Below are 20,682 nucleotides of genomic sequence, written 5' to 3' on the forward strand. Positions count from 1 at the left end.
GGCGGACAGCTTAGCAAAGGGCCGCGGCCAGCATCCGAAAACCACGGCCCCGTTGCTACGCTTGGTAACCTCGCCTCGGCTTTTTCGGGTCCGACGGCGCGCATTCCGAACGATCTGTCGCGATCCGCGCAAAAGAGGCCTAAAGATTGCATGCATGAGCCCGATCCTGGAGGGATATGGTGCAATTCGTTACCCGCCGCCTGAGCCGGCTCAGCGTTGGCCGCAAGCTGCTGGTCATCTATCTGCTGGACCTGAGTGCCGTCATCTTCATCAGCGGCATCCTGATCAGCGAGAAATTCATCGCGATCGACTTCGGCCGCAAGGAGATGGCCGGCGCGGCCTACATCGACCGCATGCGCGAGACCCTGCTGGCCACCGCCGGCTGGCAGGGCGCCCATGCCGCGCCGCCGCAGGCGCTGGAGCGGCTCGAGCAGCAGTACGGCGACGGCATGCAAAGCGCCGAGCTCAGCCGCCAGTTCAAGGACGCGCTGGCGTCGGTGCAGGAGGCCGGCCCCGCCGGGCGAGAGGCGGCTGCGCGCGCGGCGCTCGAGCAGGGGCGCGCGCTGGTCACGCGCATCGGCAACCAGTCGAACCTGATCCTCGACCCCGACCTCGACAGCTACTACACGATGTCGCTGGTGCTGCTGCGCTTTCCCGAGTTGCTCGAGCTGGGCTCCGACATGGCCGCGCGGCTGCACGCCCCCGGTGCGAAGGCGCTCGCGGCCACCGAGGCGCGCACGCAGTACTTCATCCTGGAAGGGCGCATCGACGCCATCGCGGCCAGCATCAGGAGCGACTACGCGGAGGCCTTCGCCGCCGCCAAGGGGCCGCTGCAGGCACGGCTCGAACCGTCGCGCGCGCGCCTGCTGGCGAGCATCGACGCCTTCCGGCGGGCCTCGCGCAACGTGCTGGAGTCGAGCGACAGCAGCGACAACAGTGGCAACAGCCGCGGCCTGGCCGCGTTCGACACGGCCCAGCAGGCGCTGTTCGGCGAGCTCGACAACGCCTGGTCCGGCGCCATCGGCGAGCTCGACGCCATGCTCACTTCGCGCGAGAAGGGCTTCTTCGCGCGCATGTGGCTGCACCTGGGCACGGCGCTCTTCCTGCTGCTGATGATCCTCACGGCGGTGTTCTACGTGGCGCGCCAGATCTCGCTGCCGCTGCGGCGGCTGTCGGGCGTGGTCGACACGGTGCGCCGCACCAACGACCACAGCCTGCGCGCGCACTGGGACAGCGGCGACGAGATCGGCTCGCTGGTGCTCGGTTTCAACGACATGCTCGCGCAGCTCGACCGCGAGCGCCAGGCGCAGCAGGAGCTTGCGGCCAGCGCCCGCGCGGCCGAGGCGCAGCGCGACCTGGTCGCGGCCATTCCGATTCCGCTGATGGTCACGGCCATTCCGAACCACGAGGTGCTCAACGCCAACCCCAGCGCGCAGGCCTGGCTCGGCGGCGTCACGCGCGACCCGTGGGCGCTGGGCGTGGCGCCCGGCGTGCGCTCGCGCTTCTTCCAGCAGCTGGCCGACCGCGGCGCCGTCGACGAGTTCGAGGTGCGCTGGCTCGGCGGCGCGGAGCCTTCGTGGGCCGTGCTGTCGGCGCGGCGGCTGGTCTACCACGGGCAGGACGCGCTGCTCACGGCCTTCACGCCCATCAACCACCTGAAGCTGATGGAGCAGCGGCTGATGCTCTGGGCCAAGGTGTTCGAGGCCTCGTCCGAAGGCATCCTGATCATCGACGAGCAGCACCGCATCCTCACGGTGAACCGGGCGCTGTGCCGCCTCACGGGCCACGACCTGGCCGACCTGGTCGGCGAGCCGCCCGAGCAGCTCATGAGCGACGACAGCATGCTGTTCGCCGATCTCTGGCCGGTGCTCGACCAGCGCGGCACCTGGCAGGGCGAGGTCAGCGTGCGCCGGCGCAACGGCGACTGCTACCCCGCGTGGCTGGTCGCCAGCGTGGTGCGCGACGGGCCGGAGCGCATCTCGCACTACATCTTCACCTCCATCGACGTGAGCGACCGCAAGCGCAGCGAGGCGCGCATCCGCTTCCTGGCGCACCACGACGTGCTGACCGAGCTGCCCAACCGCTCGCTGTGCATCGAGCGCCTGGGGCTCGCGCTGCAGCAGGCGCAGCGAAAGGGGCAGCGCGTGGGCGTGCTGTTCATCGACCTGGACCGCTTCAAGAACATCAACGACTCGCTCGGCCACCACGTGGGCGACGCGCTGCTGCGCTCGGTGGCCTCCCGCATGAGCCAGGCCGTGCGGCCGGGCGACACCGTGAGCCGGCTCGGCGGCGACGAGTTCGTGGTGGTGCTCAACAACGTGGCCGACGGCGAGGAGATCCTGGCGCTGGTCGAGCGCCGGCTGATCCGGCTGATACGGCAGCCGCACGACATCGACGGCGCCGAGATCCATGTCTCGTGCAGCGTGGGCATCGCGGTCTATCCCGACGACGCGCAGGACATCGACGCCCTCATGCGGCATGCCGACGTGGCGATGTACCAGAGCAAGGCCAGCGGGCGCGACACCGCGCGCTTCTTCACGCCCGAGATGAACGAGCGCGCCCAGCATCGGCTGCAGCGCGAGTCCAGCCTGCGCCACGCCATCGAGCGCAACGAGCTCAGCCTGCACTACCAGCCGCGCATCGACGCCCACGGCGGCGAGCTGATCTGCGTGGAGGCGCTGCTGCGCTGGCAGAGCGCCGAGCTCGGGCAGGTGCCGCCCGCGGAGTTCATCCCCATCGCGGAGGAGTCGGGCCAGATCGTGGCCATCGGCGCCTGGGTCATCGAGCAGGCCTGCGCGCAGCACGCCGCCTGGCGCCGCGACGGGCTGGGCGCGATCCGGGTGTCGATCAACATGTCGGCGCTGCAGCTGCGCGACGGCGACCTGGTCGAGGTGCTGCGCAAGGCGCTCGCCACCCACGGCGTGCCGCCGGGCGACATCGAGATCGAGCTCACCGAATCGACGCTGATGGACGCGGCCGAGCGCACGCTGGCGCAGCTGCATGCGCTGAAGTCGCTGGGCGTGATGCTGTCGATCGACGACTTCGGCACGGGCTACTCGAGCCTGAACTACCTCAACCGCTTTCCCATCGACAAGCTCAAGATCGACCGCTCCTTCGTCCACAACATGCTCGGCGACCCGACCGACATGGCGATCGCGCGGGCCATCATCGGCCTGGGCCACACGCTCGGGCTGCGCGTGGTGGCCGAAGGCGTGGAGCTGCCCGAGGAGGCCGACACGCTGCGCGCGGCCCGCTGCGACGAGCTGCAGGGCTACCTGATCGCCAGGCCGATGCCCGCCGCCCGGCTGGCGGGCTGGATCGAGCAGGAAAGCCGCATGGGTGCGACGGCGGCCTGAGCCTTTTTCCGAAAAACGACACGCCGCTGTCTTCTTTGGGCCGCAGTGCAAGGTGTGCGCCCTTTGTCCGCACCGTAATGGGGCTATGTGCCTCAATTTGGTTCTTCAATCCGGCAGAATGCAAGATCCGCATAACCTTATGCACCGATTTTGAACAAAGGATTGGAATGAAGCACGCATCCGTCGGGGGTTTCCTGGCCCATGTCGCCCAACGCAACCCCGGACAGCCCGAGTACCTGCAGGCCGTGACCGAGGTGATGGAAAGCCTGTGGCCCTACATCGAGCAGCACCCGAAGTACGTGGCCCACAGCCTGCTCGAGCGCCTGGTCGAACCCGAGCGGGTGCTGATGTTCCGTGTGTCCTGGGTGGACGACCACGGCGAGGTGCAGGTCAACCGGGGCTTTCGCATCCAGCACAGCCTGGCCATCGGGCCGTACAAGGGCGGGCTGCGCTTCCATCCGTCGGTGAACCTGTCGATCCTCAAGTTCCTGGCGTTCGAGCAGACCCTGAAGAACTCGCTGACCACGCTGCCCATGGGCGGCGGCAAGGGCGGCGCCGACTTCGACCCCAAGGGCAAGAGCCAGGGCGAGGTGATGCGCTTCTGCCAGGCCTTCGTGAGCGAACTGTTCCGCCACATCGGCTCCGACACCGACGTGCCCGCGGGCGACGTGGGCGTGGGCGGGCGCGAAATCGGCTTCATGGCCGGCATGGTCAAGAAGCTCACCAACCGCGCCGACTGCGTGTTCACCGGCAAGGGCCTGAGCTTCGGCGGCTCGCTGATCCGCCCCGAGGCCACGGGCTACGGCAACGTCTACTTCGCGCAGGAAATGCTCAAGCGCAAGGGCATCGGCTTCGAAGGCCTGCGCGTGAGCGTCTCGGGCGCGGGCAACGTGGCGCAGTACACGGTCGAGAAGGCCATGGCGCTGGGCGCGAAGGTGGTCACGGTGTCCGACTCCAGCGGCACCGTGATCGACGAGGACGGCTTCACGCCCGAGAAGCTCGCCGTGTTGATGGACGTGAAGAACCACCTCTACGGCCGCGTGAGCGACTACGCCGAACGCACCGGCGCGCGCTTCGTGGCCGGCGCGACGCCGTGGCATGTGAAGGTCGACGTGGCGCTGCCGAGCGCCACGCAGAACGAGCTCAACGAGGAAGACGCGCGCACGCTGGTGAAGAACGGCGTGGTCTGCGTGGCCGAAGGCGCCAACATGCCCTCGACCATGGAAGCCGTGAAGGTGTTCGAAGCCAATGGCGTGCTGTATGCGCCGGGCAAGGCGAGCAACGCGGGCGGCGTTGCCACCTCGGGCCTGGAGATGAGCCAGAACGCGGCGCGCCTGTCGTGGACGCGCGAGGAAGTCGACGGCCGGCTGCTGCAGATCATGCAGGGCATCCATGCCTCGTGCATGCACTACGGCGAAGGCAAGGACAAGCGCGTGAGCTACGTCGACGGCGCGAACATCGCGGGCTTCGTGCGCGTGGCCGACGCGATGCTGGCGCAGGGCGTCGTCTGACGGCGCCTGTTCGCGCAGCGCCCGCTCAGAGTTCGATGAATGCCGAGGTGGCCTTGTTCAAGGCCAGCTGGCCTTTCACGGTGATCGATTCGACCTGGGCCAGCTGACGGATCGCGCGCGACTCGTGCGCGCGGTCCGACGGGGGAATGAAGGCCGTCACCAGCTGCGCCGCACGCAGCACGCGCAGCCTGTCGATGTCCGCTGGCGTGTGGACGACGTATGGCAATCTCTGCTCGGCGATGGTCCGAAGAAACTCCATGGACATGGGCCGTCTCCTTGGGTTTGAGGGCGTGAAGGACATTGTGCGCACAAACAATTAGCGCTGTCCAAACGCCGCCTAGACCCTGCGCGGCGCATGCCTTTCACACGCTTGTACCGAAGTTTTCATCTGCCGTCCGGTAGATCGGCGAGGTGCCGGTTTGTTTGCGGATCAGCTGCGTGCCGTGGCCGGCCAGGCGGTGGTGCCGGGCAGCAGGATGTGCCAGTACGCAGGGTCGATGCCCTCGAAGGTGGCGCGGTAGCGATCGGCGCGCCGGTCTTCACCGGTCACGTCGCGGATCACGATGGCGTCGATGCGTTGCGGGTGCGCGCGAAACGCCTGCGCATAAATTTCCGGATCGGCTTCGCCCGAGTCGCCCACCAGCACGAAGCGGCGCTGCGGAAACTCGGCCAGCAGCCGCTCGATCACGCCGAGCTTGTGCGTGCGCGAATCCTCGTCGCCCGGTACCAGCGTGCGCCATGTGGTGCTCTCGCGCAGGTGCATGCTGCCCGCGGGAAAGCCGGCGCTGCGAATGAAGTCCGACAGCGGCGGATACAGCTGGATCGGGCTTGCCGACACATAGTGAAAGCGCGTCTCGGGCGCCTTCGCCAGTTCGCGGTACCAGCCCGCCATGCGAGGCGCCGCCTCGAAGCGGCGCGAGAAGGTGTTGAGCAGCATCTCGCGCCGGTCGCGCACCTGCGTGTGCTTGATGGTGTCGTCGATGTCCGAGATCACCGACACGCCCTGCGCGGGCACGATCAGCGCCTGGCCGCGGAAGCGGTGCAGCAGCTCGCCCGGGCCCGTGACGCCATGGAACTGCACCCATTGCCCGGGCGCCGTAGAAGAGATGGAGGAGATTGAGGCGATGGACAGCAGCGGTGCATGCGGTGCATCGATGACGATGCGCAGGTTGCAGCGCCCGTCCTTGCCCGAGGGCGGCATCGTGATGCGCGTGGGGCTGCCGTCGACATCGATGCCGATGACCTTGTCTTCTTCCGACTCCGCATGGAACAGCGCCGTGCGCTGGTTGAAGCGCAGCCGCGCGGCGGGCGAGAGCTTCTTCAGGTTCAGGCCGAGGTAGCGCGCCAGCGCGGTGTTCAGGCCCCAGCGGTGCTCGCGCTCGAAGATCCATGCGTGAACGTCGAGCTCGAGGCGCCCGTCGGCCGTGGGGCGCGCCGTGCCGGTCATGAAGAGCGCTTCTTCGTCGGGCTCCAGCGCCTCGGGGGCGGCCTGCACGGCGCGCAGCGGCGCCAGGCCGGCGAACAGCGCCACGCCCACGCCCACACCCGCCACCACGGACCGTCGCCGCAGCGGCGGGGCGGGCGGGTGGTGCGGGCGGTCGGGGTTCATTCCTGGGCGGTGGACGCGGCGCGCTCGTAGGTCACGAAGCTGAAGCCGATGCCTTCCTTGGCCGAGACATGCGACTCGCGCTGCGTTTCGCGCCAGGCGGCGGGGTCGAGCTCAGGCGCGTAGGCATCGCCTTCGTAGTCGCGCTCGAGCACGGTGACGACGGCGCGTTGCGCGAGCGGCTCGGCCTCGGCATAGATCTGCGCGCCGCCGATGACCCACACCTCCTGGAGCGCCGGTTGCGCGCAGGACGCGAACGCCTCCTGCAGGCTGCCCACGCGCTGTGCGCCTTCGGCCTGCCAGTCGGCCTGGCGCGTCACCACGATGTTCTGGCGGCCCGGCAGCGGCCGGAAGCGCGGCGGCAGCGAGTCCCAGGTCTTGCGGCCCATGACCACGGGCGCGCCGGCGGTCTGCTGCTTGAAGTGCGCCATGTCCTCGGGCAGGTGCCAGGGAATGGCGTTGCCGGCGCCGATCACGCCGTTGGCTGCGCGCGCGAAGATGAGGTTGATGCGGGGCGTGTTCATCGGCTCAAACCGCCACGGGTGCCTTGATCGGGTCGTGGTGCCGGTAGTCGAGCACCTCGAAGTCTTCGTACTGGTAGTCGAAGATCGACGCCGGCTTGCGCTTGATGTTCAGCGTGGGGTACGGGTAGGGCGTGCGGCTCAGTTGCAGCGCCACCTGCTCGGCGTGGTTGCTGTAGATGTGGCAGTCGCCGCCGGTCCAGATGAAGTCGCCCACGTCGAGTTCGCACTGCTGCGCCACCATGTGCGTGAGCAGCGCGTAGCTGGCGATGTTGAAGGGCACGCCCAGGAAGATGTCGGCGCTGCGCTGGTAGAGCTGGCAGCTGAGCTTGCCGCGCTCGCCCTCGGCCTGCGGCGGTGCCACGTAGAACTGGAAGAACGCGTGGCAGGGCATGAGCGCCATCTTCGACAGCTCGGCCACGTTCCATGCGCTCACGATGATGCGGCGCGAGTCGGGGTTGCTCTTCAGCGTCTTGATGACGTCGGCAATCTGGTCGATGTGGCCGCCGTCGGGCGTGGGCCAGCTGCGCCATTGCACGCCGTACACCGGGCCCAGGTCGCCGTCTTCGCGGGCCCATTCGTCCCAGATGGACACGCCGCGCTCCTTCAGCCAGTTGTTGTTGCTGGAGCCTGTCAGGAACCACAGCAGTTCCTGGATGATGGACTTCAGGTGCACCTTCTTCGTGGTGACCAGCGGGAAGCCCTCGTTCAGGTCGAAGCGCATCTGGTGGCCGAACACGCTCTTGGTGCCGGTGCCCGTGCGGTCGCTCTTGAACACGCCGTGCGTGTCGACGTGGCGCATGAAGTCTTCGTACTGGGAGCGGGTGGGGCGGGCGGGCGAGGTCATGTTGGGAATTTTACGGTCCGGCGCTAGCATCGGCCGATGACCGGTCATGACCACTCCCACGACCATTCCCACGCGCATCCGGACGACCACGGCGCGCTCGGCGAGATGGACCTGCGCGTGCGCGCGCTCGAAACCGTGCTCACGCAGAAGGGCTACATCGACCCCGCCGCGCTCGACACGCTGATCGACACCTACCAGACCCGCATCGGCCCGCGCAACGGCGCGCGCGTGGTGGCGCGGGCCTGGGTCGACCCGGCCTTTCGCGAATGGCTGCTGGCCGATGCCACGGCGGCCATCGCCTCGCTGGGCTACACGGGCCGCCAGGGCGAACACATGGTGGCGGTGGAAAACACCGGCGACCTGCACCACATGGTGGTCTGCACCTTGTGCAGCTGCTACCCGTGGCCGGTGCTGGGCCTGCCGCCCACCTGGTACAAGAGCGCGCCGTACCGCTCGCGCGTGGTGAAAGACCCGCGCGGCGTGCTCGCCGACTTCGGCGTGACGCTGCCCGAGGCCACGCGCATCCGCGTCTGGGACTCGACCGCCGAGGTGCGCTACCTCGTGATTCCGCAGCGGCCCGCGGGCACCGAAGGGCTGGGCGAAGACGAGCTCGCCGCGCTGGTCTCGCGCGATTCGATGATCGGCACGCGGCTGGTGGACGCACCGGTGCCAGAGGGGAGCCCGGCATGAGCTACGACACGCAGGCCGACCTCGGCGGCCAGCCGGGCTTCGGCAAGGTCGAGCCGGAGGCCGAGGGCGAGCTCTTCCATGCCGGCTGGGAGCCGCGCGCGCTGGCGCTCGTGCTGGCCATGGGCGCGACCGGCTCGTGGAACATCGATGCGAGCCGCGCCGTGCGCGAGACGCTGCCCGACTACCGCGACCTGAGCTACTACCAGATCTGGCTCGGCGCGCTCGAGCAGCTGATGCTGCAGCGCGGCCAGATCTTTCCCGACGAGATCGCCGATGGCGAGATGCACCACCCGGCCGCGCCCGTGGCCCGCGTGCTGCAGGCGGCCAACGTGCCCGCCGTGCTCGCGAAGGGCTCGCCCACGGAGCGCCCCGAACCGGCCCCGGCGCGCTTCACTCTCGGCCAGCAGGTGCGCATGCACCTCGGCAAGGTCGACCATCACACGCGGCTGCCCGGCTACGTGAAGGGCAAGCGCGGCACCGTCGTGCATCTGCATGGCGCGCATGTGTTCGCCGACGCGAATGCACAGGGGCTCGGCGAGCAGCCGCAGTGGCTCTACACCGTGGCGTTCGACGAGGCCGAGCTGTGGGGCGACACCGCGCCGCGGCAGAACCTGTCGGTGTCGGTCGATGCGTGGGAAAGCTACCTGGAGGCCGCCGCATGACGGGCGATCGCATGCCCCTCGCACCCGGCATGCCACGCGATGCCGACGGGCCCGTGTTCAGCGCCCCGTGGGAGGCGCAGGCCTTCGCGATGACGCTCGCGTTGCATGAGCGCGGCCTGTTCACCTGGCCCGAATGGGCCGAGACGCTGGCCGCGCAGATCACGATGGCGCAGGCCGCGGGCGACCCGGACACGGGCGAGACCTATTACCGGCATTGGCTTGCGGCGCTGGAGACGCTGGTGGCCCGCAAGGGCGCGAGCTCGCACGACGAACTCGCGCGCTATCGGCATGCCTGGGACCACGCGGCCGACCGCACGCCGCACGGGCAGCCGATCGAGCTGCGCGGCGAAGACTTTCCGGCCTGAGCGTGTTGCCTTGCTCCTTCCCCCTTTGGGGGAAGGGTGGGATGGGGGCAGCACCCAACGAGCGCAATGAATGGGTCGAGGCCGCCGTGCCCCCACCCCGACCCTCCCCCGGAAGGGGAGGGAGAAACACCCGAAGCCTGGACGCGGACGTGTCTGGTGATCTTGCTCCTTCCCCCTTTGGGGAAGGCTGGGATGGGGGCAACACCCAACGAGCGCAATGAATGGGTCGAGGCCGTCGTGCCCCCACCCCGACCCTCCCCCGGGAGGGGAGGGAGAAACACCCCGCGACCTCGCGCGCTAGACGCGGATCACCCGGCCCGGATTCAGGATGTTCTTCGGGTCCAGCCCGCGCTTGATCGCCCGCATCATCTCCAGCGCCACCGGCGACTTGTGCTTCTCGAGCTTGTCGACCTTCAGCGAACCCACGCCGTGCTCGGCGGAGAACGAGCCGCCGAACTTCTCAACCGCGTCGTACACCAGCGTGTTGATGCGCTCTTCCTCGTTCTTCAGGAAGGCCTTGGTGTCGATGTTCTCCGGCGCCTGCACGTTGTAGTGCAGGTTGCCGTCGCCCAGGTGGCCGAAGTTCACCAGGCGCACGCCGTCGATCTCGCGCCTGAGCAGCGCATCGGTCTCTTCCACGAAGGCCGGAATGCGCGACACCGGAATCGAGATGTCGTGCTTGATGTTCAGACCTTCCTCGGCCTGCGCGAGCGGAATGCTCTCGCGGATGTGCCACAGCTGGTGCGCCTGCGTGAGGTTCTCGGCCACCACCGCGTCGGTCACGCAGCCGTCCTCGAAGGCGGTTTCCAGCAGCGCCTCGAAGCGCGCGCGGGCATGGTCCTCGGACTCGTTGTCGGAGTTCTCCAGCAGCACGCAGTACGGCACCGCCTCGTCCTTGATGAAGGGCACGCGCAGCTGCGGCATGTGCTTGTCGACCAGGCTCAGCGCGAACTTGCCCATCACCTCGAAGCCCGTGAGGCCCGAGCCCAGGTGCTTGTGCGCCAGGCCCAGCAGCGTCACCGCGTGGTCGAGCGAGGGCACGGCGGCCCAGGCGGTGAGTTGCGCGGCGGGCAGCGGGTAGAGCTTCATGGTCGCCGCGGTGATGACGCCCAGCGTGCCTTCGCTGCCGATGACCAGGTCGCGCAGGTCGTAGCCGGTGTTGTCCTTGCGCAGGCCGCTGGTGCCCTCCCAGATCTCGCCCTGCGGCGTGACCACTTCCAGCCCCAGGCACAGCTCGCGCGTGTTGCCGTAGCGAACCACCTGCGTGCCGCCCGCGTTGGTGGCCAGGTTGCCGCCGATGGTGCAGCTGCCTTCGGCCGCCAGGCTCAGCGGGAACAGGAAGCCGGCTTTCTCTGCCGTCTCCTGCAGCGTCTGCAGGATGCAGCCGGCCTCCACCGTCATGGTGAGGTTGGCGCCGTCGATGGTGCGCACCGTGTTCAGGCGCTGCAGGCTCAGCACCACCTGCGTGCCGCTCTCGTCCGGAATCGAACCGACCGCCAGGCCGGTGTTGCCGCCCTGCGGAACGACGGCCGTGCCGGCGGCCGCGCAGGCCTTGACCACGTCGGCCACCTGCTGCGTGGTGCCGGGGCGCACCACGGCCAGCGACTTGCCGCGCGCGCGCTTGCGCCAGTCCTGCTCGTAGGCCGTGAGGTCACCCTCGTTCAGTACGTGCGCGGCGCCGACGATGGCGCGCAGTTGGTCGATCAGGTCGGAAGAAGTGGTCATTGGGCAGAAGCCTCCAGTTGTCGGGCCGCGGCAGCGGTGGCCGCGGCCGCCTTGGCATGGCGCAGGCGCAGCCGCACATGCCATGCGCAGGCGGCGAAGAGCACGAGGCACAGCAGCACCTCGACCAGCGCGAGCGCCTGGCCCGTGCGGTTGATGTCGCTCCAGGCGCGCACCACGCCCTCGGTGAAATAGAGCCAGACCATCAGGCTGACCCAGCGGTAGGTGTACATGCGGTTCTTCCACAGGCCCGCCAGCGGAATGACCAGCGGCAGCACCTTCAGCGCCAGCAGCGAGCCGCCGGGGCGCAGCGGCGCCAGCCACAACTCCCAGGCCAGGCCCAGCACGATGAGGCCGAGCACGCTGCCCACGGCGGCCCAGCGGGTCGCGCGTACGGAGGAGGGCGGGAGAGGAGTGTCGGACACGGTGGGGAGTGGACAGCGAGGAAAGAGAGGCGCGCCCGGCGGTCGGTGCCGGGCGCGACGAAAAGAGCGGATGGCATGATACCGGCCATGAATCGTCGGCAGCTTTGGAGGGATCTTTCGCGCTTTCCGTGGCGCAACACCGCAGCGGTGCTGGGCGAGCGTTTTCGCGAAGACAAGCTCGGCCTCACGGCCAGCAGCCTGACCTTCACCACGACCATTGCGATGGTGCCGTTCTTCACCGTGGCGCTGGCGCTGTTCACGGTGTTCCCGATGTTCGCCAAGATGCAGGGCCGCCTGCAGCGCTGGCTCATCGAGAGCCTGATTCCCGAGAACATCTCGCGCCAGGTGCTCGGCTACCTCAACCAGTTCGCGAGCAAGGCCAGCGGGCTGGGCATTGCGGGCCTGGTCGTGCTGGTGATCACGGCCATTGCGCTGATCCTCACGATCGACAAGACGCTCAACAACATCTGGCGCGTGCGCACGCCGCGGCCCTTCGCGCAGCGGGTGCTCATCTATTGGGCAGCCATCACGCTGGGGCCGGTCATCCTGGCGGTGAGCCTGTCGACCACCTCGTACGTGGTCTCGGCCACCAGCGACGTGGTGGGGCGCGGCATGGTGAAGCTGTTCTTCGACACCTTCGAGTTCGCGCTGCTGGCGGTGGGCATGGCGTCGCTGTACCACTACGTGCCCAACACCAACGTGCGCTGGTCGCATGCCTGGGCCGGCGGCATCTTCGTGGCGGCGGCCATCGAGATCGCCAAGCGCGTGCTGGGCTACTACCTGAGCCTGGTGCCGACCTATTCGGTGCTGTACGGCGCGTTCGCCACCTTCCCGATATTGCTGGTCTGGATCTACGTGGCCTGGGTGATCGTGCTGCTCGGCGCGGTGATTGCGGCCTACCTGCCGAGCCTGCTGACGGGCGTGGCGCGGCGCGGCGGCGCGGCGGGCTGGCCGCTGCAGCTGGCCATGGAAACGCTGCAGCACCTGGCCCGCGCGCAGGCCACGCCGGCCAAGGGCATGGGCGCGACCGAACTGGTGACGCGCATGCGGGTCGACGCGCTGCAGTTGGCGCCGGTGCTCGAGACGCTGGTGGTGCTCGACTGGATCGGGCCGCTGGCCGAAGAGCCCGCCAACGAGGACCCGCGCTACGTGCTGCTCGCGGACCCGTCGACCTCGATCGAGCCGCTGCTCAAGGAACTGATGATGCCCCGGGCCGAGCCGCTCGAAGACCTCTGGCAAAAGGGCCCGTTGCGCACGCTGCGCCTGGGTGACGTGCTATTGATCTAGGAGCGAATGAGCGGGCAGCGGCTAGATCTTCACCCGGCCGAGCCAGATGTCGCGGTACATCGTCCAGTCGCCCATGAACGAGTACAGCGGCCGCTTGAACGAGGCCGGCTTGTTCTTCTCGAACCCGAAGTGCCCGACCCAGGCGAAGCCGTAGCCCGCCACCATCCCGGCCAGCAGCCACCACGGGTTGAGCGTGACCACCAGCGCCACCAGGCACAGCAGCGACAGCGTCGAGCCCGCGAAGTGCAGCCGGCGGCAGGTGCGGTCGGCGTGCTCGGTCAGGTAGAACGGATAGAACTCCGCAAAGCTCTTGAAACGTCGCGGATCGACTGCAGATCCTGGGGCGGTCGTGGTGTTCATGGTGCGAGCCTCCTGTGCCCTTTCAGGAGGGCTTGGCCATAATAGCCACGACGTCCCGATGGCACCATCCGGCCCTTCCTTCCCACCTTCGACGCATCGACCTTGAGCGCACTCCTGAGTACCACCGAATCGGCCGGGCCCGCCAGCGACGCGCTGTGGGTCGTGTGCCTGTGCGCCGAATGGTGCGGCACCTGCCGCGACTACCGGCCGCTGCTCGAGCAGGTGGCGCGCGCGCATCCGCAGCTGCGCTTCGCCTGGGTCGACATCGAGGACCACGCCGACATCGCCGACGCCTTCGACGTCGAGACCTTCCCCACCTTGCTGGTGGCGGGCGCCGAGGGCACCCGCTTCCTCGGCCCGCTGCTGCCGCATGCGGAAACCCTCTCGCGCATGCTCGGTGCGCTGCAGCCGCCCAAGCCGTCGAGCCTCGACGTCGACCTGCTGCTGGCGGTGCTCGACAAGAAGCCGACCGTCTTCGCGGTCTGACCGGAACCCTCATGAAAATCCTGATTTTTGGCGCCACCGGCATGGTGGGCCAGGGCGTGCTGCGCGAGTGCCTGCTGGCGCCCGATGTGCAGAGCGTGGTCGCGGTCGGCCGCAACCCCACGGGGCAGCAGCACGCGAAGCTGCGCGACCTGGTGCACAAGGACATGTACGACTACAGCGCCATCGAGCCGCAGCTGCAGGGCTTCGACGCCTGCTTCTTCTGCCTGGGCGTGTCGTCCGTCGGCATGAAGGAGCCCGAGTACAAGCGCATCACGTACGACCTGACGCTGGCCGCGGCCACCGTGCTCGCGCGGCTCAACCCCGGCATGACCTTCACCTACGTGACGGGCGCCGGCACCGACAGCAGCGAGCGCGGCACCAGCATGTGGGCACGCGTGAAGGGCGCCACAGAGAACGCCTTGCTGCGCCTGCCGTTCAAGGCGGCCTACATGTTCCGCCCCGGCATGATCCAGCCGCTGCACGGCGTGCGCTCCAAGACCCCGCTGTACGACGCGGCCATCGTCGTGCTCAAGCCGGTGCTGGGGCTGGCCTACCGGTGGTGGCCCCACAGGGTGACGACCACCGAGAAGCTCGGCCGCGCGATGCTGGCCGTGGCGCGCAAGGGCGCGCCGAAAGTGGTGCTCGACCCGGCGGACATCAACGCGCTGGGCTGAGTTGCGTCCGCGGGCAAACCTTCTTTGCTTGCTGGCCAGCCTGCTGGTCCTGGGCGCCTGCGCGGCGCCGGGCGCCCACGCGCAGGCCCAGGCCCGTGCGCAGGCCCCGGTGAACGACACCTGGCCGCAGCGGCCGATCCGCATCGTGGTTCCCTTTTCGGCCGGCGGCGGCAGCGACATGGTGGCCCGTGCCTTCGCGCAAAGCCTGTCGGCGCAGTTCGGCCAGCCGATCGTGGTGGAAAACAAGCCCGGCGCGGCCACCGTCATCGGCACGCAGTCGGTCGTGCGCGCCATGCCCGACGGCCACACGCTGCTGCTGTCCGCCTCCACCAGCTTCAGTATCAACCCCGCGCTGCGCAAGCAGCTGCCGTACGACCCGTCGCGCGACCTGGCACCCATCGCCATCGTCGCGCGCACCTCGCTCGCGCTGGTGGTGGGGCAGAAGGCGCCTTGGCACTCGCTGTGCGAGGTGATCGCCGCCGCCAGGGCGCACCCCGGGCGCATCCGCTACGGCACCTTCGGCCCCGGCTCGGGTCCCCACCTGGCCGGCGAGATGCTCGCGACGGCCGCGGGCGTGCGCCTGCAGGACGTTCCGTACCGCAGCACCGGCCAGCTCGTGGTAGCCCTGGCCAACCGCGAGGTCGACCTGGGCATCGAGGTGGCCGGGGCGCTCGCGCCGCAGGTGCAGGCCGGCAGGATGCGCGCGATCGCGGTGCTGGGCAGCGAGCGCTCGCGTGTCTTCCCCGAGGTGCGCACGCTGGCCGAGCACGGGCTGCGCGAGGCCACTTTCGAGGCCTGGTTCGCTCTGGCCGCGCCGGCCGGCACGCCGCCACCCGTGCTCGACAGGCTCTCACGTGCCGTGGCGGTGGCCGCGAGCGACGCCGGTGTGCAGTCGGCCTTGCGCGCGCAGGGCATGGAGCCCGTGGCGGTCGGTGCGGCGGCCTTTCGCCAGGAGGCGGAGCGCGAGATCTCGCGCTACCGCGTCGAGGCCGATCGGGCCGGCATCTCGCTGGACTGAAAGCCAGGGCCTCTTGGGCCCCGGGCACTCACAAGGTCATGAAGTCGCGCAGCGCGAACAGCACCTCGTCGGGCGCCTCGCTCATCAGCGCGTGGCCGGCGTGCACCGTCACCACCTTGGCGTTGCGCGCCTTGGCCACCAGCGCCTTGGTGGCGCGCGGCGGCGTCATCTGGTCGGCGTCGCCCAGCAGGAACAGCACGGGGCACTGCACCTTTTCCATCGCGCCTTCGCCGTTGGCGTAGTCGTTGCAGGCCTTGAAGCCGATGTGGAACACGTTGGCCTCGCGGTTGCTGGCCAGCACGCGGCGCATCAGCGCGCGCGAGCTGCCGTAGAGCCAGGTGCCCGGGCCGAGCGAGGAGGGCGGCGGCGCCAGCAGCGAGTGCGAGAAGGTGTTGACCATGGCAATCGCGCGCTGCGGGTCGCTCACCGAGCTTTCGAGCAGCGCGGGCGACACCACCATCGGGTAGGCCGTGCCGACCATCGCGAGCTGCGTGATGCGGTCCGGCGCGCGCGCCGCGGCTTCCAGCGCAATCAGCGAGCCGAAGCTGTGGCCGACCAGCGCGGCCTTGTGCACGCCCACCGCGTCGAGCAGCGCAATGACGAACTGCGCCGCCTCTTCCACGCTGGCCGGTGGCGCGCCGGCGCTCTTGCAGTGGCCGGGCAGGTCGACCGCGAGCACGTTCCAGCCGTGGTTGGCGAACCAGCGGCTCTGCAAGATCCACACGCTGTGGTCGTTCAGCACGCCGTGGATGAACACGACCGTAGGCTTGGCCGCATCGAAGGTCTTGCCGCCGGTGTAGCAGTAGGTGGTGTGGCCGTTGACGCTGTAGTTCATCTCAGGCACCCGCCTTTTCCGCGGCCTTCAGGGCGCGCTTCAGGTCGTCGATCAGGTCGGCCGGGTCTTCCAGGCCGATCGACAGGCGAATCGTGCCCTGCGAGATGCCCGCGCCCGCCAGCGCCTCGTCGGTCATGCGGAAGTGCGTGGTGCTGGCCGGGTGGATCACCAGGCTGCGGCAGTCGCCCACATTGGCCAGGTGGCTGAACAGCTTGAGCGCCTCGATGAAGGCCTTGCCCTGCGCGCGGCTGCCCTTGATGTCGAAACTGAACACCGCGCCCGCGCCGCGCGCGCCGTGGCGCAGCAGCTTCTGCGCGAGCGCATGGCTCGGGTGCGACTCGATCAGCGGATGCCCCACGCGCGACACGAACGGGTGCGTGGCCAGGAACTCGACCACCTTCTGCGTGTTGTCGATGTGGCGCTCCATGCGCAGCGGCAGCGTCTCGATGCCCTGCAGGATCAGCCAGGCCGTGTGCGGGCTCATCGACGCGCCGAAGTCGCGCAGGCCTTCGCGGCGCGCGCGCAGCAGGAACGCGCCGACGGTGCTTTCCTCGCTGAACACCATGTTGTGGAAGCCGTCGTAGGCCTGCGTCAGTTCGGCGAACTTGCCCGACTTCTCCCAGTCGAAGCTGCCGCCGTCCACCACGATGCCGCCGATCACGGTGCCGTGGCCCGACAGGAACTTGGTGGCCGAGTGGTAGACCAGGTCGGCGCCCCAGTCGAAGGGCTTGATCAGGTAGGGCGAGGTCAGCGTGGAGTCGACCAGCAGCGGCACGCCGGCTTCGTGCGCGATGTCGCTCACGGCGGGAATGTCGAGCACGTCCAGGCCGGGGTTGCCCACCGTCTCGCCGAAGAACAGCTTGGTCTCGGGGCGCACCGCGGCGCGCCAGCCGTCGAGGTCGCCGGGCTTCACGAAGGTGGTCTCGATGCCGAAGCGGCGCATCGTGTAGTGCAGCAGGTTCTGCGAGCCGCCGTACAGGGCCGTGCTGGCCACGATGTGCGAGCCCGCGCCCATCAGCGTGGCCACCGACAGGTGCAGCGCGGCCTGGCCGCTGGCGGTGGCGATGGCGCCGATGCCGCCTTCGAGCGCCGACACGCGTTGCTCCAGCACCGCGTTGGTCGGGTTGCTGATGCGCGAATACACGTGGCCGGCGCGCTCCAGGTTGAACAGTGCCGCGGCGTGGTCGCTCGACTCGAAGACGAAGGACGTGGTCAGGTGGATCGGCACCGCCCGCGCGCCGGTGGCGGGGTCGGGCGAGGCGCCGGCGTGCAGCGCGAGGGTGTCGAAACCGGGGTCGGAATATCCGGGCATTGGGGCCTTTCTCAATTTTCTCGGTTGTCTCTTGGGTCGCTTCGCAATGCCCCGTTACGTCTGCAAATCATGCGTGCGCGACAGGGGCGTGCAGGTCGGCGTCGATTGTGGGCTATATTCAAAAAAGGCACCCCGCCGACACCGCTTCAGACATAGCCCAGAGATTGCTCACAGCGAGCCGAGATTGAGTCCCGAGAGGAGCACACGATGAAAGTCAGCGACATCCTTCGCGTCAAGGGCAATACGCTCTTCACCATCACGCCAGACGACCAGCTGGCAGAGGCCGCCAACACCATGGCGGAAAAGGACATCGGTTCGCTGGTGGTCATGGAACACGGCGACCTCGTCGGCATGCTCACCTTCCGCGAGGTGATCGTCGCCGTCGTCAACAACGGCGGCCAGATCGGCACCACGCTCGTGCGCAAGGCCATGGACGACGCCCCCGTCACCTGCACGCTGGAAACCGACCTCGACGAGATCCGCCGGATCATGCTGGAGCGCCACGCGCGCTACATGCCCGTGATGGACAAGCGCATGCTCATGGGCGTGATCAGCTTCTACGACGTGGCCAAGGCCGTGGTGGACAGCCAGAACTTCGAGAACAAGATGCTCAAGGCCTACATCCGCGACTGGCCGGCGGAAGACGAGAGCAGCACCGGCTGAGCCGAGACGGCCAGGCGCAAGGCCCGGCCTCATGCAAGAACACCCAGACACCGAGACGCCGAGGAACGGGCCCTGCCGGGCCTCGGGCCTCGGGTGTCGCCCCCGGCAGGGGCTGGCGAAGCGGCACGAAGCGATGCGAAGTGCGCGCAGCCTGGGGCGAGCCTGGCTACTCCTTGATGTTCGCGGTCTGCACGATCTTCTGGTTGCGTGCGTATTCGGCCTGAACGAACTTCGAGAACGAGTCCGGCGTGCCGCTGCCCGGCAGCGCGCCTTGCTCCATCAGCTTGGAGCGCACGCCTTCCTCCTGCAGCACCGCATTCAGTTCCTGGTTGATCTGCGCGACCACGGCCGGCGGCGTCTTCGCGGGCGCGAAGATGCCGGTCCAGCTCACCATGTCGAAACCCTTCAGGCCCGGCATCTCGTCGAAGGTCGGCACGTTGGGCAGCGAAGGCAGCCGCTTGCTGCTGGTGATGCCCAGCGCCTTCAGGCGCTTGCCGTTCACATGCGGAATGGCGCTGGTGCTCACCAGCATCGCCAGGTCGACCTGGTCGCCGATCACGTCGGTGGCAATCTGCGCGCCGCCGCGGTAGGGCACGTGCGTCACGAAGATGCCGCTGCGCTCCTTCAGCAGTTCCATGGCCAGTTGCAGCACCGTGCCCACGCCCGAGGTGGCGTAGTTGTACTTGCCGGGCCTGGCCTTGGCGAGCTTCACGAAGTCGGGGAAGGTTTGCGCCTCCAGGCCGGGGCGCGCCACCAGCACCATGGGCGCGGTGTTCAGCAGGCCGACCGGCGCCAGGTCCTTCAGCGGATCGAAGCGGAAGGCCGTCGGGTTGACCAGCTTGCCGATGGCGATGGCGCTGTCGGGCCCCACCACCAGCGTGTAACCGTCGGGCGTGGCGTTCACCGCCTTGGCCACGCCGATGGCGCCGCCCGCGCCGCTCACGTTCTCGATCACCACCGACTGCTTGAGCCGCTCGCCGAGGCGCTGCGCCACCAGCCGCGCGTTGACGTCCACGCTGCCGCCGGCGGTGTACGGCACGATCAGCGTGATGGGCTTGGCCGCGGGCCACGCCTGCGCGAGGGTCACCGAAGGCAGTGCCGCGCAGAGTGCGGCGGCTGCGGTGGAAAGAAGCAGGCGGCGGGGCGTGTGCATGGCGGGGTTCATCCTTGGTGATCTTGGGAAGGGGCGGGGTCTTCGGGCAGGCGTGCGCGCAGCGAATCGAAGGCATCGCTCCATTGCGTGCGCCATTCGCGGCGCTGGGTGTCGTCGATCCATGCGCCGTCGAGGCCGTTGTGCATGAAGCCGCGCAGGTCGTCCAGGCCGAAGCCGAAGTCGCGCACCATCATCAGCCAGGCCTGCGTGGGCGTGACCTTGTGCAGCGTCGGGTCGTCGGTGTTGGGGTGGATGCGCAGGCCCAGGCCGGGCATGCGGCGAATCGGGTGGTCCAGCGCCCAGCGCTCGGGCGGCAGGGTGCGCAGGTAGTACGAGTTGGTGGGCACCACGGTGAAGAGCACGCCGCGCTCTGCGCACTCGCGCGCGTAGTCGGGCTGGTCGACCACCGTGTAGCCGTGGTCGATGCGGTCGACCTGCAGCACGTCGAGCGCGGTGCGCACGTTGGTCCAGGGCATGCCGAACTCGCCGGCATGCGCGGTGGTCTTCAGGCCGGCCTTCTTCGCGTTGGCATAGGCCTGCGTGAACAGCTCCGGCGGGCGGTCGTTCTCGCGGTAGTCGATGCCGATGCCGATCACCTCGTCGCAGCGATGCGCCTTGACCCATTCGACCATCTCCACGGCCGCCTCGGCGCTGGCCTCGCGGTCGATGGCCGCGATCAGGCGCCCGGCGATGCCGAACTCCTTCTGCGCGTCGTGGATCGCGCGGACGATGGCGCTCTGCGCCAGCGGGTACGCAATGCCCGAGCCGTGCACCGTGCCGGTCGGGTTCCAGAAGAACTCGGCATGGCGCACGTTGTGCGAGGCCGCGTCCTGCAGGTATTCGAGCGTCAGCTGGTACAGGTCGCCGGCGCTGCGCACCAGCTGGGCGTCGAGCGCGCGCAGCACGCGCAGCACGCCGACCGGCTTTTCGCCCCGCGTGTAGAAGCCTTCGATCTCGTCGGCCGCCAGCGGCGCACCGGCGCGCAGGTTGAGTTGCTTGAAGGTGTCGTGGCGCACCGTGCCGAACAGGTGGCAGTGCAGCTCGACCTTGGGGATCGCGCGCAGCATCGCTTCCAGCGTGAACACTGGCGCGGGCGTGTGGTTCGCCGAAGGGCTCGTGGGGCTGTTCATGCGCGCAGTCTAGTGAGCACCGTCCCATAAAGAAAATTTTGAATTTCTATAATTTGATT

21 protein-coding genes are annotated in these 20,682 nt (G+C 68.7%); 10 read left to right on the plus strand and 11 right to left on the minus strand.

Annotated features, from left to right (window positions below):
* Positions 1–176: 176 nt before the first annotated feature.
* Positions 177–3,356, plus strand: a complete 3,180-nt coding sequence (locus BM004_RS05570) for an EAL domain-containing protein (protein WP_093211715.1) — start codon at positions 177–179, stop codon at positions 3,354–3,356.
* Between the two features lie 167 nt (positions 3,357–3,523).
* On the plus strand, positions 3,524–4,867 hold the full coding sequence (gene gdhA, locus BM004_RS05575; protein ID WP_093124629.1) for an NADP-specific glutamate dehydrogenase: 1,344 nt from the start codon (positions 3,524–3,526) through the stop codon (positions 4,865–4,867).
* 25 nt (positions 4,868–4,892) lie between these two features.
* Here gdhA and BM004_RS05580 read toward each other — a convergent pair whose 3' ends face one another.
* The 4 genes from BM004_RS05580 to BM004_RS05595 form a co-directional block, all read right to left on the minus strand.
* The gene (locus tag BM004_RS05580) at positions 4,893–5,132 is read right to left on the minus strand and encodes a hypothetical protein (RefSeq protein ID WP_093124632.1); all 240 of its coding nucleotides are present in this window, start codon (positions 5,130–5,132) and stop codon (positions 4,893–4,895) included.
* 165 nt (positions 5,133–5,297) lie between these two features.
* Positions 5,298–6,476, minus strand: a complete 1,179-nt coding sequence (locus BM004_RS05585; protein ID WP_093211717.1) for a phosphatidate phosphatase App1 family protein — start codon at positions 6,474–6,476, stop codon at positions 5,298–5,300.
* Positions 6,473–6,997, minus strand: coding sequence for a dihydrofolate reductase (locus BM004_RS05590; RefSeq protein ID WP_093211719.1), 525 nt, complete (start codon positions 6,995–6,997; stop codon positions 6,473–6,475). Before BM004_RS05590 ends, BM004_RS05585 begins: the two co-directional genes overlap by 4 nt.
* A 4-nt stretch (positions 6,998–7,001) precedes the next feature.
* Positions 7,002–7,841, minus strand: coding sequence for a thymidylate synthase (locus BM004_RS05595; protein WP_093124641.1), 840 nt, complete (start codon positions 7,839–7,841; stop codon positions 7,002–7,004).
* Between the two features lie 36 nt (positions 7,842–7,877).
* Between BM004_RS05595 and nthA the strand changes: the two genes are divergently transcribed.
* From nthA to BM004_RS05610, 3 genes are read left to right on the plus strand one after another with little or no spacing between them, the layout of a single operon-like run.
* Entirely contained in the window at positions 7,878–8,531 is a 654-nt protein-coding gene (gene nthA / locus BM004_RS05600; RefSeq protein WP_093211721.1) for a nitrile hydratase subunit alpha, read from the plus strand.
* On the plus strand, positions 8,528–9,193 hold the full coding sequence (gene nthB, locus BM004_RS05605) for a nitrile hydratase subunit beta (RefSeq protein WP_093211723.1): 666 nt from the start codon (positions 8,528–8,530) through the stop codon (positions 9,191–9,193). Before nthA ends, nthB begins: the two co-directional genes overlap by 4 nt.
* Positions 9,190–9,558: a nitrile hydratase accessory protein gene (locus BM004_RS05610; protein WP_093124651.1), complete on the plus strand. Its 369-nt coding sequence runs from the start codon at positions 9,190–9,192 to the stop codon at positions 9,556–9,558. The genes nthB and BM004_RS05610 overlap by 4 nt, the downstream gene beginning before the upstream one ends.
* Positions 9,559–9,855: 297 nt before the next feature.
* Here the strand turns inward: BM004_RS05610 and BM004_RS05615 are convergent, their stop codons facing one another.
* On the minus strand, positions 9,856–11,283 hold the full coding sequence (locus BM004_RS05615) for an FAD-binding oxidoreductase (RefSeq protein ID WP_093124654.1): 1,428 nt from the start codon (positions 11,281–11,283) through the stop codon (positions 9,856–9,858).
* Positions 11,280–11,705, minus strand: coding sequence for a DUF2069 domain-containing protein (locus BM004_RS05620; protein WP_093211725.1), 426 nt, complete (start codon positions 11,703–11,705; stop codon positions 11,280–11,282). The genes BM004_RS05615 and BM004_RS05620 overlap by 4 nt, the downstream gene beginning before the upstream one ends.
* A gap of 75 nt (positions 11,706–11,780) precedes the next feature.
* Between BM004_RS05620 and BM004_RS05625 the strand changes: the two genes are divergently transcribed.
* Positions 11,781–12,992 (plus strand): YihY family inner membrane protein, encoded by a 1,212-nt coding sequence (locus tag BM004_RS05625; RefSeq protein WP_093211727.1) that lies wholly within the window; start codon positions 11,781–11,783, stop codon positions 12,990–12,992.
* Positions 12,993–13,013: 21 nt separating this feature from the next.
* On the opposite strand, the gene BM004_RS05630 is transcribed toward BM004_RS05625, so the two are convergent.
* Positions 13,014–13,352 carry an Mpo1-like protein gene (locus BM004_RS05630; RefSeq protein ID WP_093211729.1) on the minus strand — a complete coding sequence of 113 codons (339 nt, stop codon included), beginning with the start codon at positions 13,350–13,352 and terminating at the stop codon, positions 13,014–13,016.
* Positions 13,353–13,454: 102 nt separating this feature from the next.
* Between BM004_RS05630 and BM004_RS05635 the strand changes: the two genes are divergently transcribed.
* Genes BM004_RS05635 through BM004_RS05645 form a run of 3 tightly spaced genes read left to right on the plus strand, consistent with a single transcriptional unit; the run spans position 13,455 to position 15,530 of the window.
* Positions 13,455–13,838, plus strand: coding sequence for a thioredoxin family protein (locus BM004_RS05635; RefSeq protein WP_093124665.1), 384 nt, complete (start codon positions 13,455–13,457; stop codon positions 13,836–13,838).
* A gap of 11 nt (positions 13,839–13,849) precedes the next feature.
* The gene (locus BM004_RS05640) at positions 13,850–14,512 is read left to right on the plus strand and encodes an NAD-dependent epimerase/dehydratase family protein (protein WP_093211731.1); all 663 of its coding nucleotides are present in this window, start codon (positions 13,850–13,852) and stop codon (positions 14,510–14,512) included.
* A 28-nt stretch (positions 14,513–14,540) separates the two neighbouring features.
* Entirely contained in the window at positions 14,541–15,530 is a 990-nt protein-coding gene (locus BM004_RS05645; protein ID WP_256219791.1) for a Bug family tripartite tricarboxylate transporter substrate binding protein, read from the plus strand.
* A gap of 28 nt (positions 15,531–15,558) precedes the next feature.
* Here the strand turns inward: BM004_RS05645 and BM004_RS05650 are convergent, their stop codons facing one another.
* Complete coding sequence (locus tag BM004_RS05650) at positions 15,559–16,365, minus strand: alpha/beta fold hydrolase (protein ID WP_093124670.1); 807 nt, start codon at positions 16,363–16,365, stop codon at positions 15,559–15,561.
* Position 16,366: 1 nt separating this feature from the next.
* Positions 16,367–17,677 (minus strand): O-acetylhomoserine aminocarboxypropyltransferase, encoded by a 1,311-nt coding sequence (locus tag BM004_RS05655; RefSeq protein ID WP_093211733.1) that lies wholly within the window; start codon positions 17,675–17,677, stop codon positions 16,367–16,369.
* Positions 17,678–17,884: 207 nt separating this feature from the next.
* Here BM004_RS05655 and BM004_RS05660 point away from each other — a divergent pair, with 207 nt between their 5' ends.
* Positions 17,885–18,340 (plus strand): CBS domain-containing protein, encoded by a 456-nt coding sequence (locus tag BM004_RS05660; RefSeq protein ID WP_093124676.1) that lies wholly within the window; start codon positions 17,885–17,887, stop codon positions 18,338–18,340.
* 166 nt (positions 18,341–18,506) lie between these two features.
* Here the strand turns inward: BM004_RS05660 and BM004_RS05665 are convergent, their stop codons facing one another.
* A complete protein-coding gene (locus BM004_RS05665) occupies positions 18,507–19,493 on the minus strand; it encodes a Bug family tripartite tricarboxylate transporter substrate binding protein (protein WP_093212039.1) in 987 nt (328 codons plus the stop codon).
* Positions 19,494–19,501: 8 nt separating this feature from the next.
* Positions 19,502–20,623: an adenosine deaminase family protein gene (locus tag BM004_RS05670; protein WP_093211735.1), complete on the minus strand. Its 1,122-nt coding sequence runs from the start codon at positions 20,621–20,623 to the stop codon at positions 19,502–19,504.
* Positions 20,624–20,682: the final 59 nt, after the last annotated feature.

The organism is Variovorax sp. OK212 (assembly GCF_900112425.1).
GTDB lineage: Bacteria > Pseudomonadota > Gammaproteobacteria > Burkholderiales > Burkholderiaceae_C > Variovorax.

Excerpts from the sequence above, each read along its gene's own strand:
- BM004_RS05585 (WP_093211717.1), bottom strand. The coding sequence starts at position 6,476 with ATGAACCCCGACCGCCCGCACCACCCGCCCGCCCCGCCGCTGCGGCGA.
- BM004_RS05595 (WP_093124641.1), bottom strand. The coding sequence starts at position 7,841 with ATGACCTCGCCCGCCCGCCCCACCCGCTCCCAGTACGAAGACTTCATG.
- BM004_RS05610 (WP_093124651.1), top strand. The coding sequence starts at position 9,190 with ATGACGGGCGATCGCATGCCCCTCGCACCCGGCATGCCACGCGATGCC.
- BM004_RS05625 (WP_093211727.1), top strand. The coding sequence starts at position 11,781 with ATGATACCGGCCATGAATCGTCGGCAGCTTTGGAGGGATCTTTCGCGC.
- BM004_RS05640 (WP_093211731.1), top strand. The coding sequence starts at position 13,850 with ATGAAAATCCTGATTTTTGGCGCCACCGGCATGGTGGGCCAGGGCGTG.
- BM004_RS05660 (WP_093124676.1), top strand. The coding sequence starts at position 17,885 with ATGAAAGTCAGCGACATCCTTCGCGTCAAGGGCAATACGCTCTTCACC.
- BM004_RS05580 (WP_093124632.1), bottom strand. The coding sequence starts at position 5,132 with ATGTCCATGGAGTTTCTTCGGACCATCGCCGAGCAGAGATTGCCATAC.
- BM004_RS05665 (WP_093212039.1), bottom strand. The coding sequence starts at position 19,493 with ATGCACACGCCCCGCCGCCTGCTTCTTTCCACCGCAGCCGCCGCACTC.
- BM004_RS05655 (WP_093211733.1), bottom strand. The coding sequence starts at position 17,677 with ATGCCCGGATATTCCGACCCCGGTTTCGACACCCTCGCGCTGCACGCC.
- BM004_RS05650 (WP_093124670.1), bottom strand. The coding sequence starts at position 16,365 with ATGAACTACAGCGTCAACGGCCACACCACCTACTGCTACACCGGCGGC.
- BM004_RS05630 (WP_093211729.1), bottom strand. The coding sequence starts at position 13,352 with ATGAACACCACGACCGCCCCAGGATCTGCAGTCGATCCGCGACGTTTC.
- gdhA (WP_093124629.1), top strand. The coding sequence starts at position 3,524 with ATGAAGCACGCATCCGTCGGGGGTTTCCTGGCCCATGTCGCCCAACGC.
- BM004_RS05615 (WP_093124654.1), bottom strand. The coding sequence starts at position 11,283 with ATGACCACTTCTTCCGACCTGATCGACCAACTGCGCGCCATCGTCGGC.
- nthB (WP_093211723.1), top strand. The coding sequence starts at position 8,528 with ATGAGCTACGACACGCAGGCCGACCTCGGCGGCCAGCCGGGCTTCGGC.
- nthA (WP_093211721.1), top strand. The coding sequence starts at position 7,878 with ATGACCGGTCATGACCACTCCCACGACCATTCCCACGCGCATCCGGAC.
- BM004_RS05590 (WP_093211719.1), bottom strand. The coding sequence starts at position 6,997 with ATGAACACGCCCCGCATCAACCTCATCTTCGCGCGCGCAGCCAACGGC.
- BM004_RS05570 (WP_093211715.1), top strand. The coding sequence starts at position 177 with ATGGTGCAATTCGTTACCCGCCGCCTGAGCCGGCTCAGCGTTGGCCGC.
- BM004_RS05670 (WP_093211735.1), bottom strand. The coding sequence starts at position 20,623 with ATGAACAGCCCCACGAGCCCTTCGGCGAACCACACGCCCGCGCCAGTG.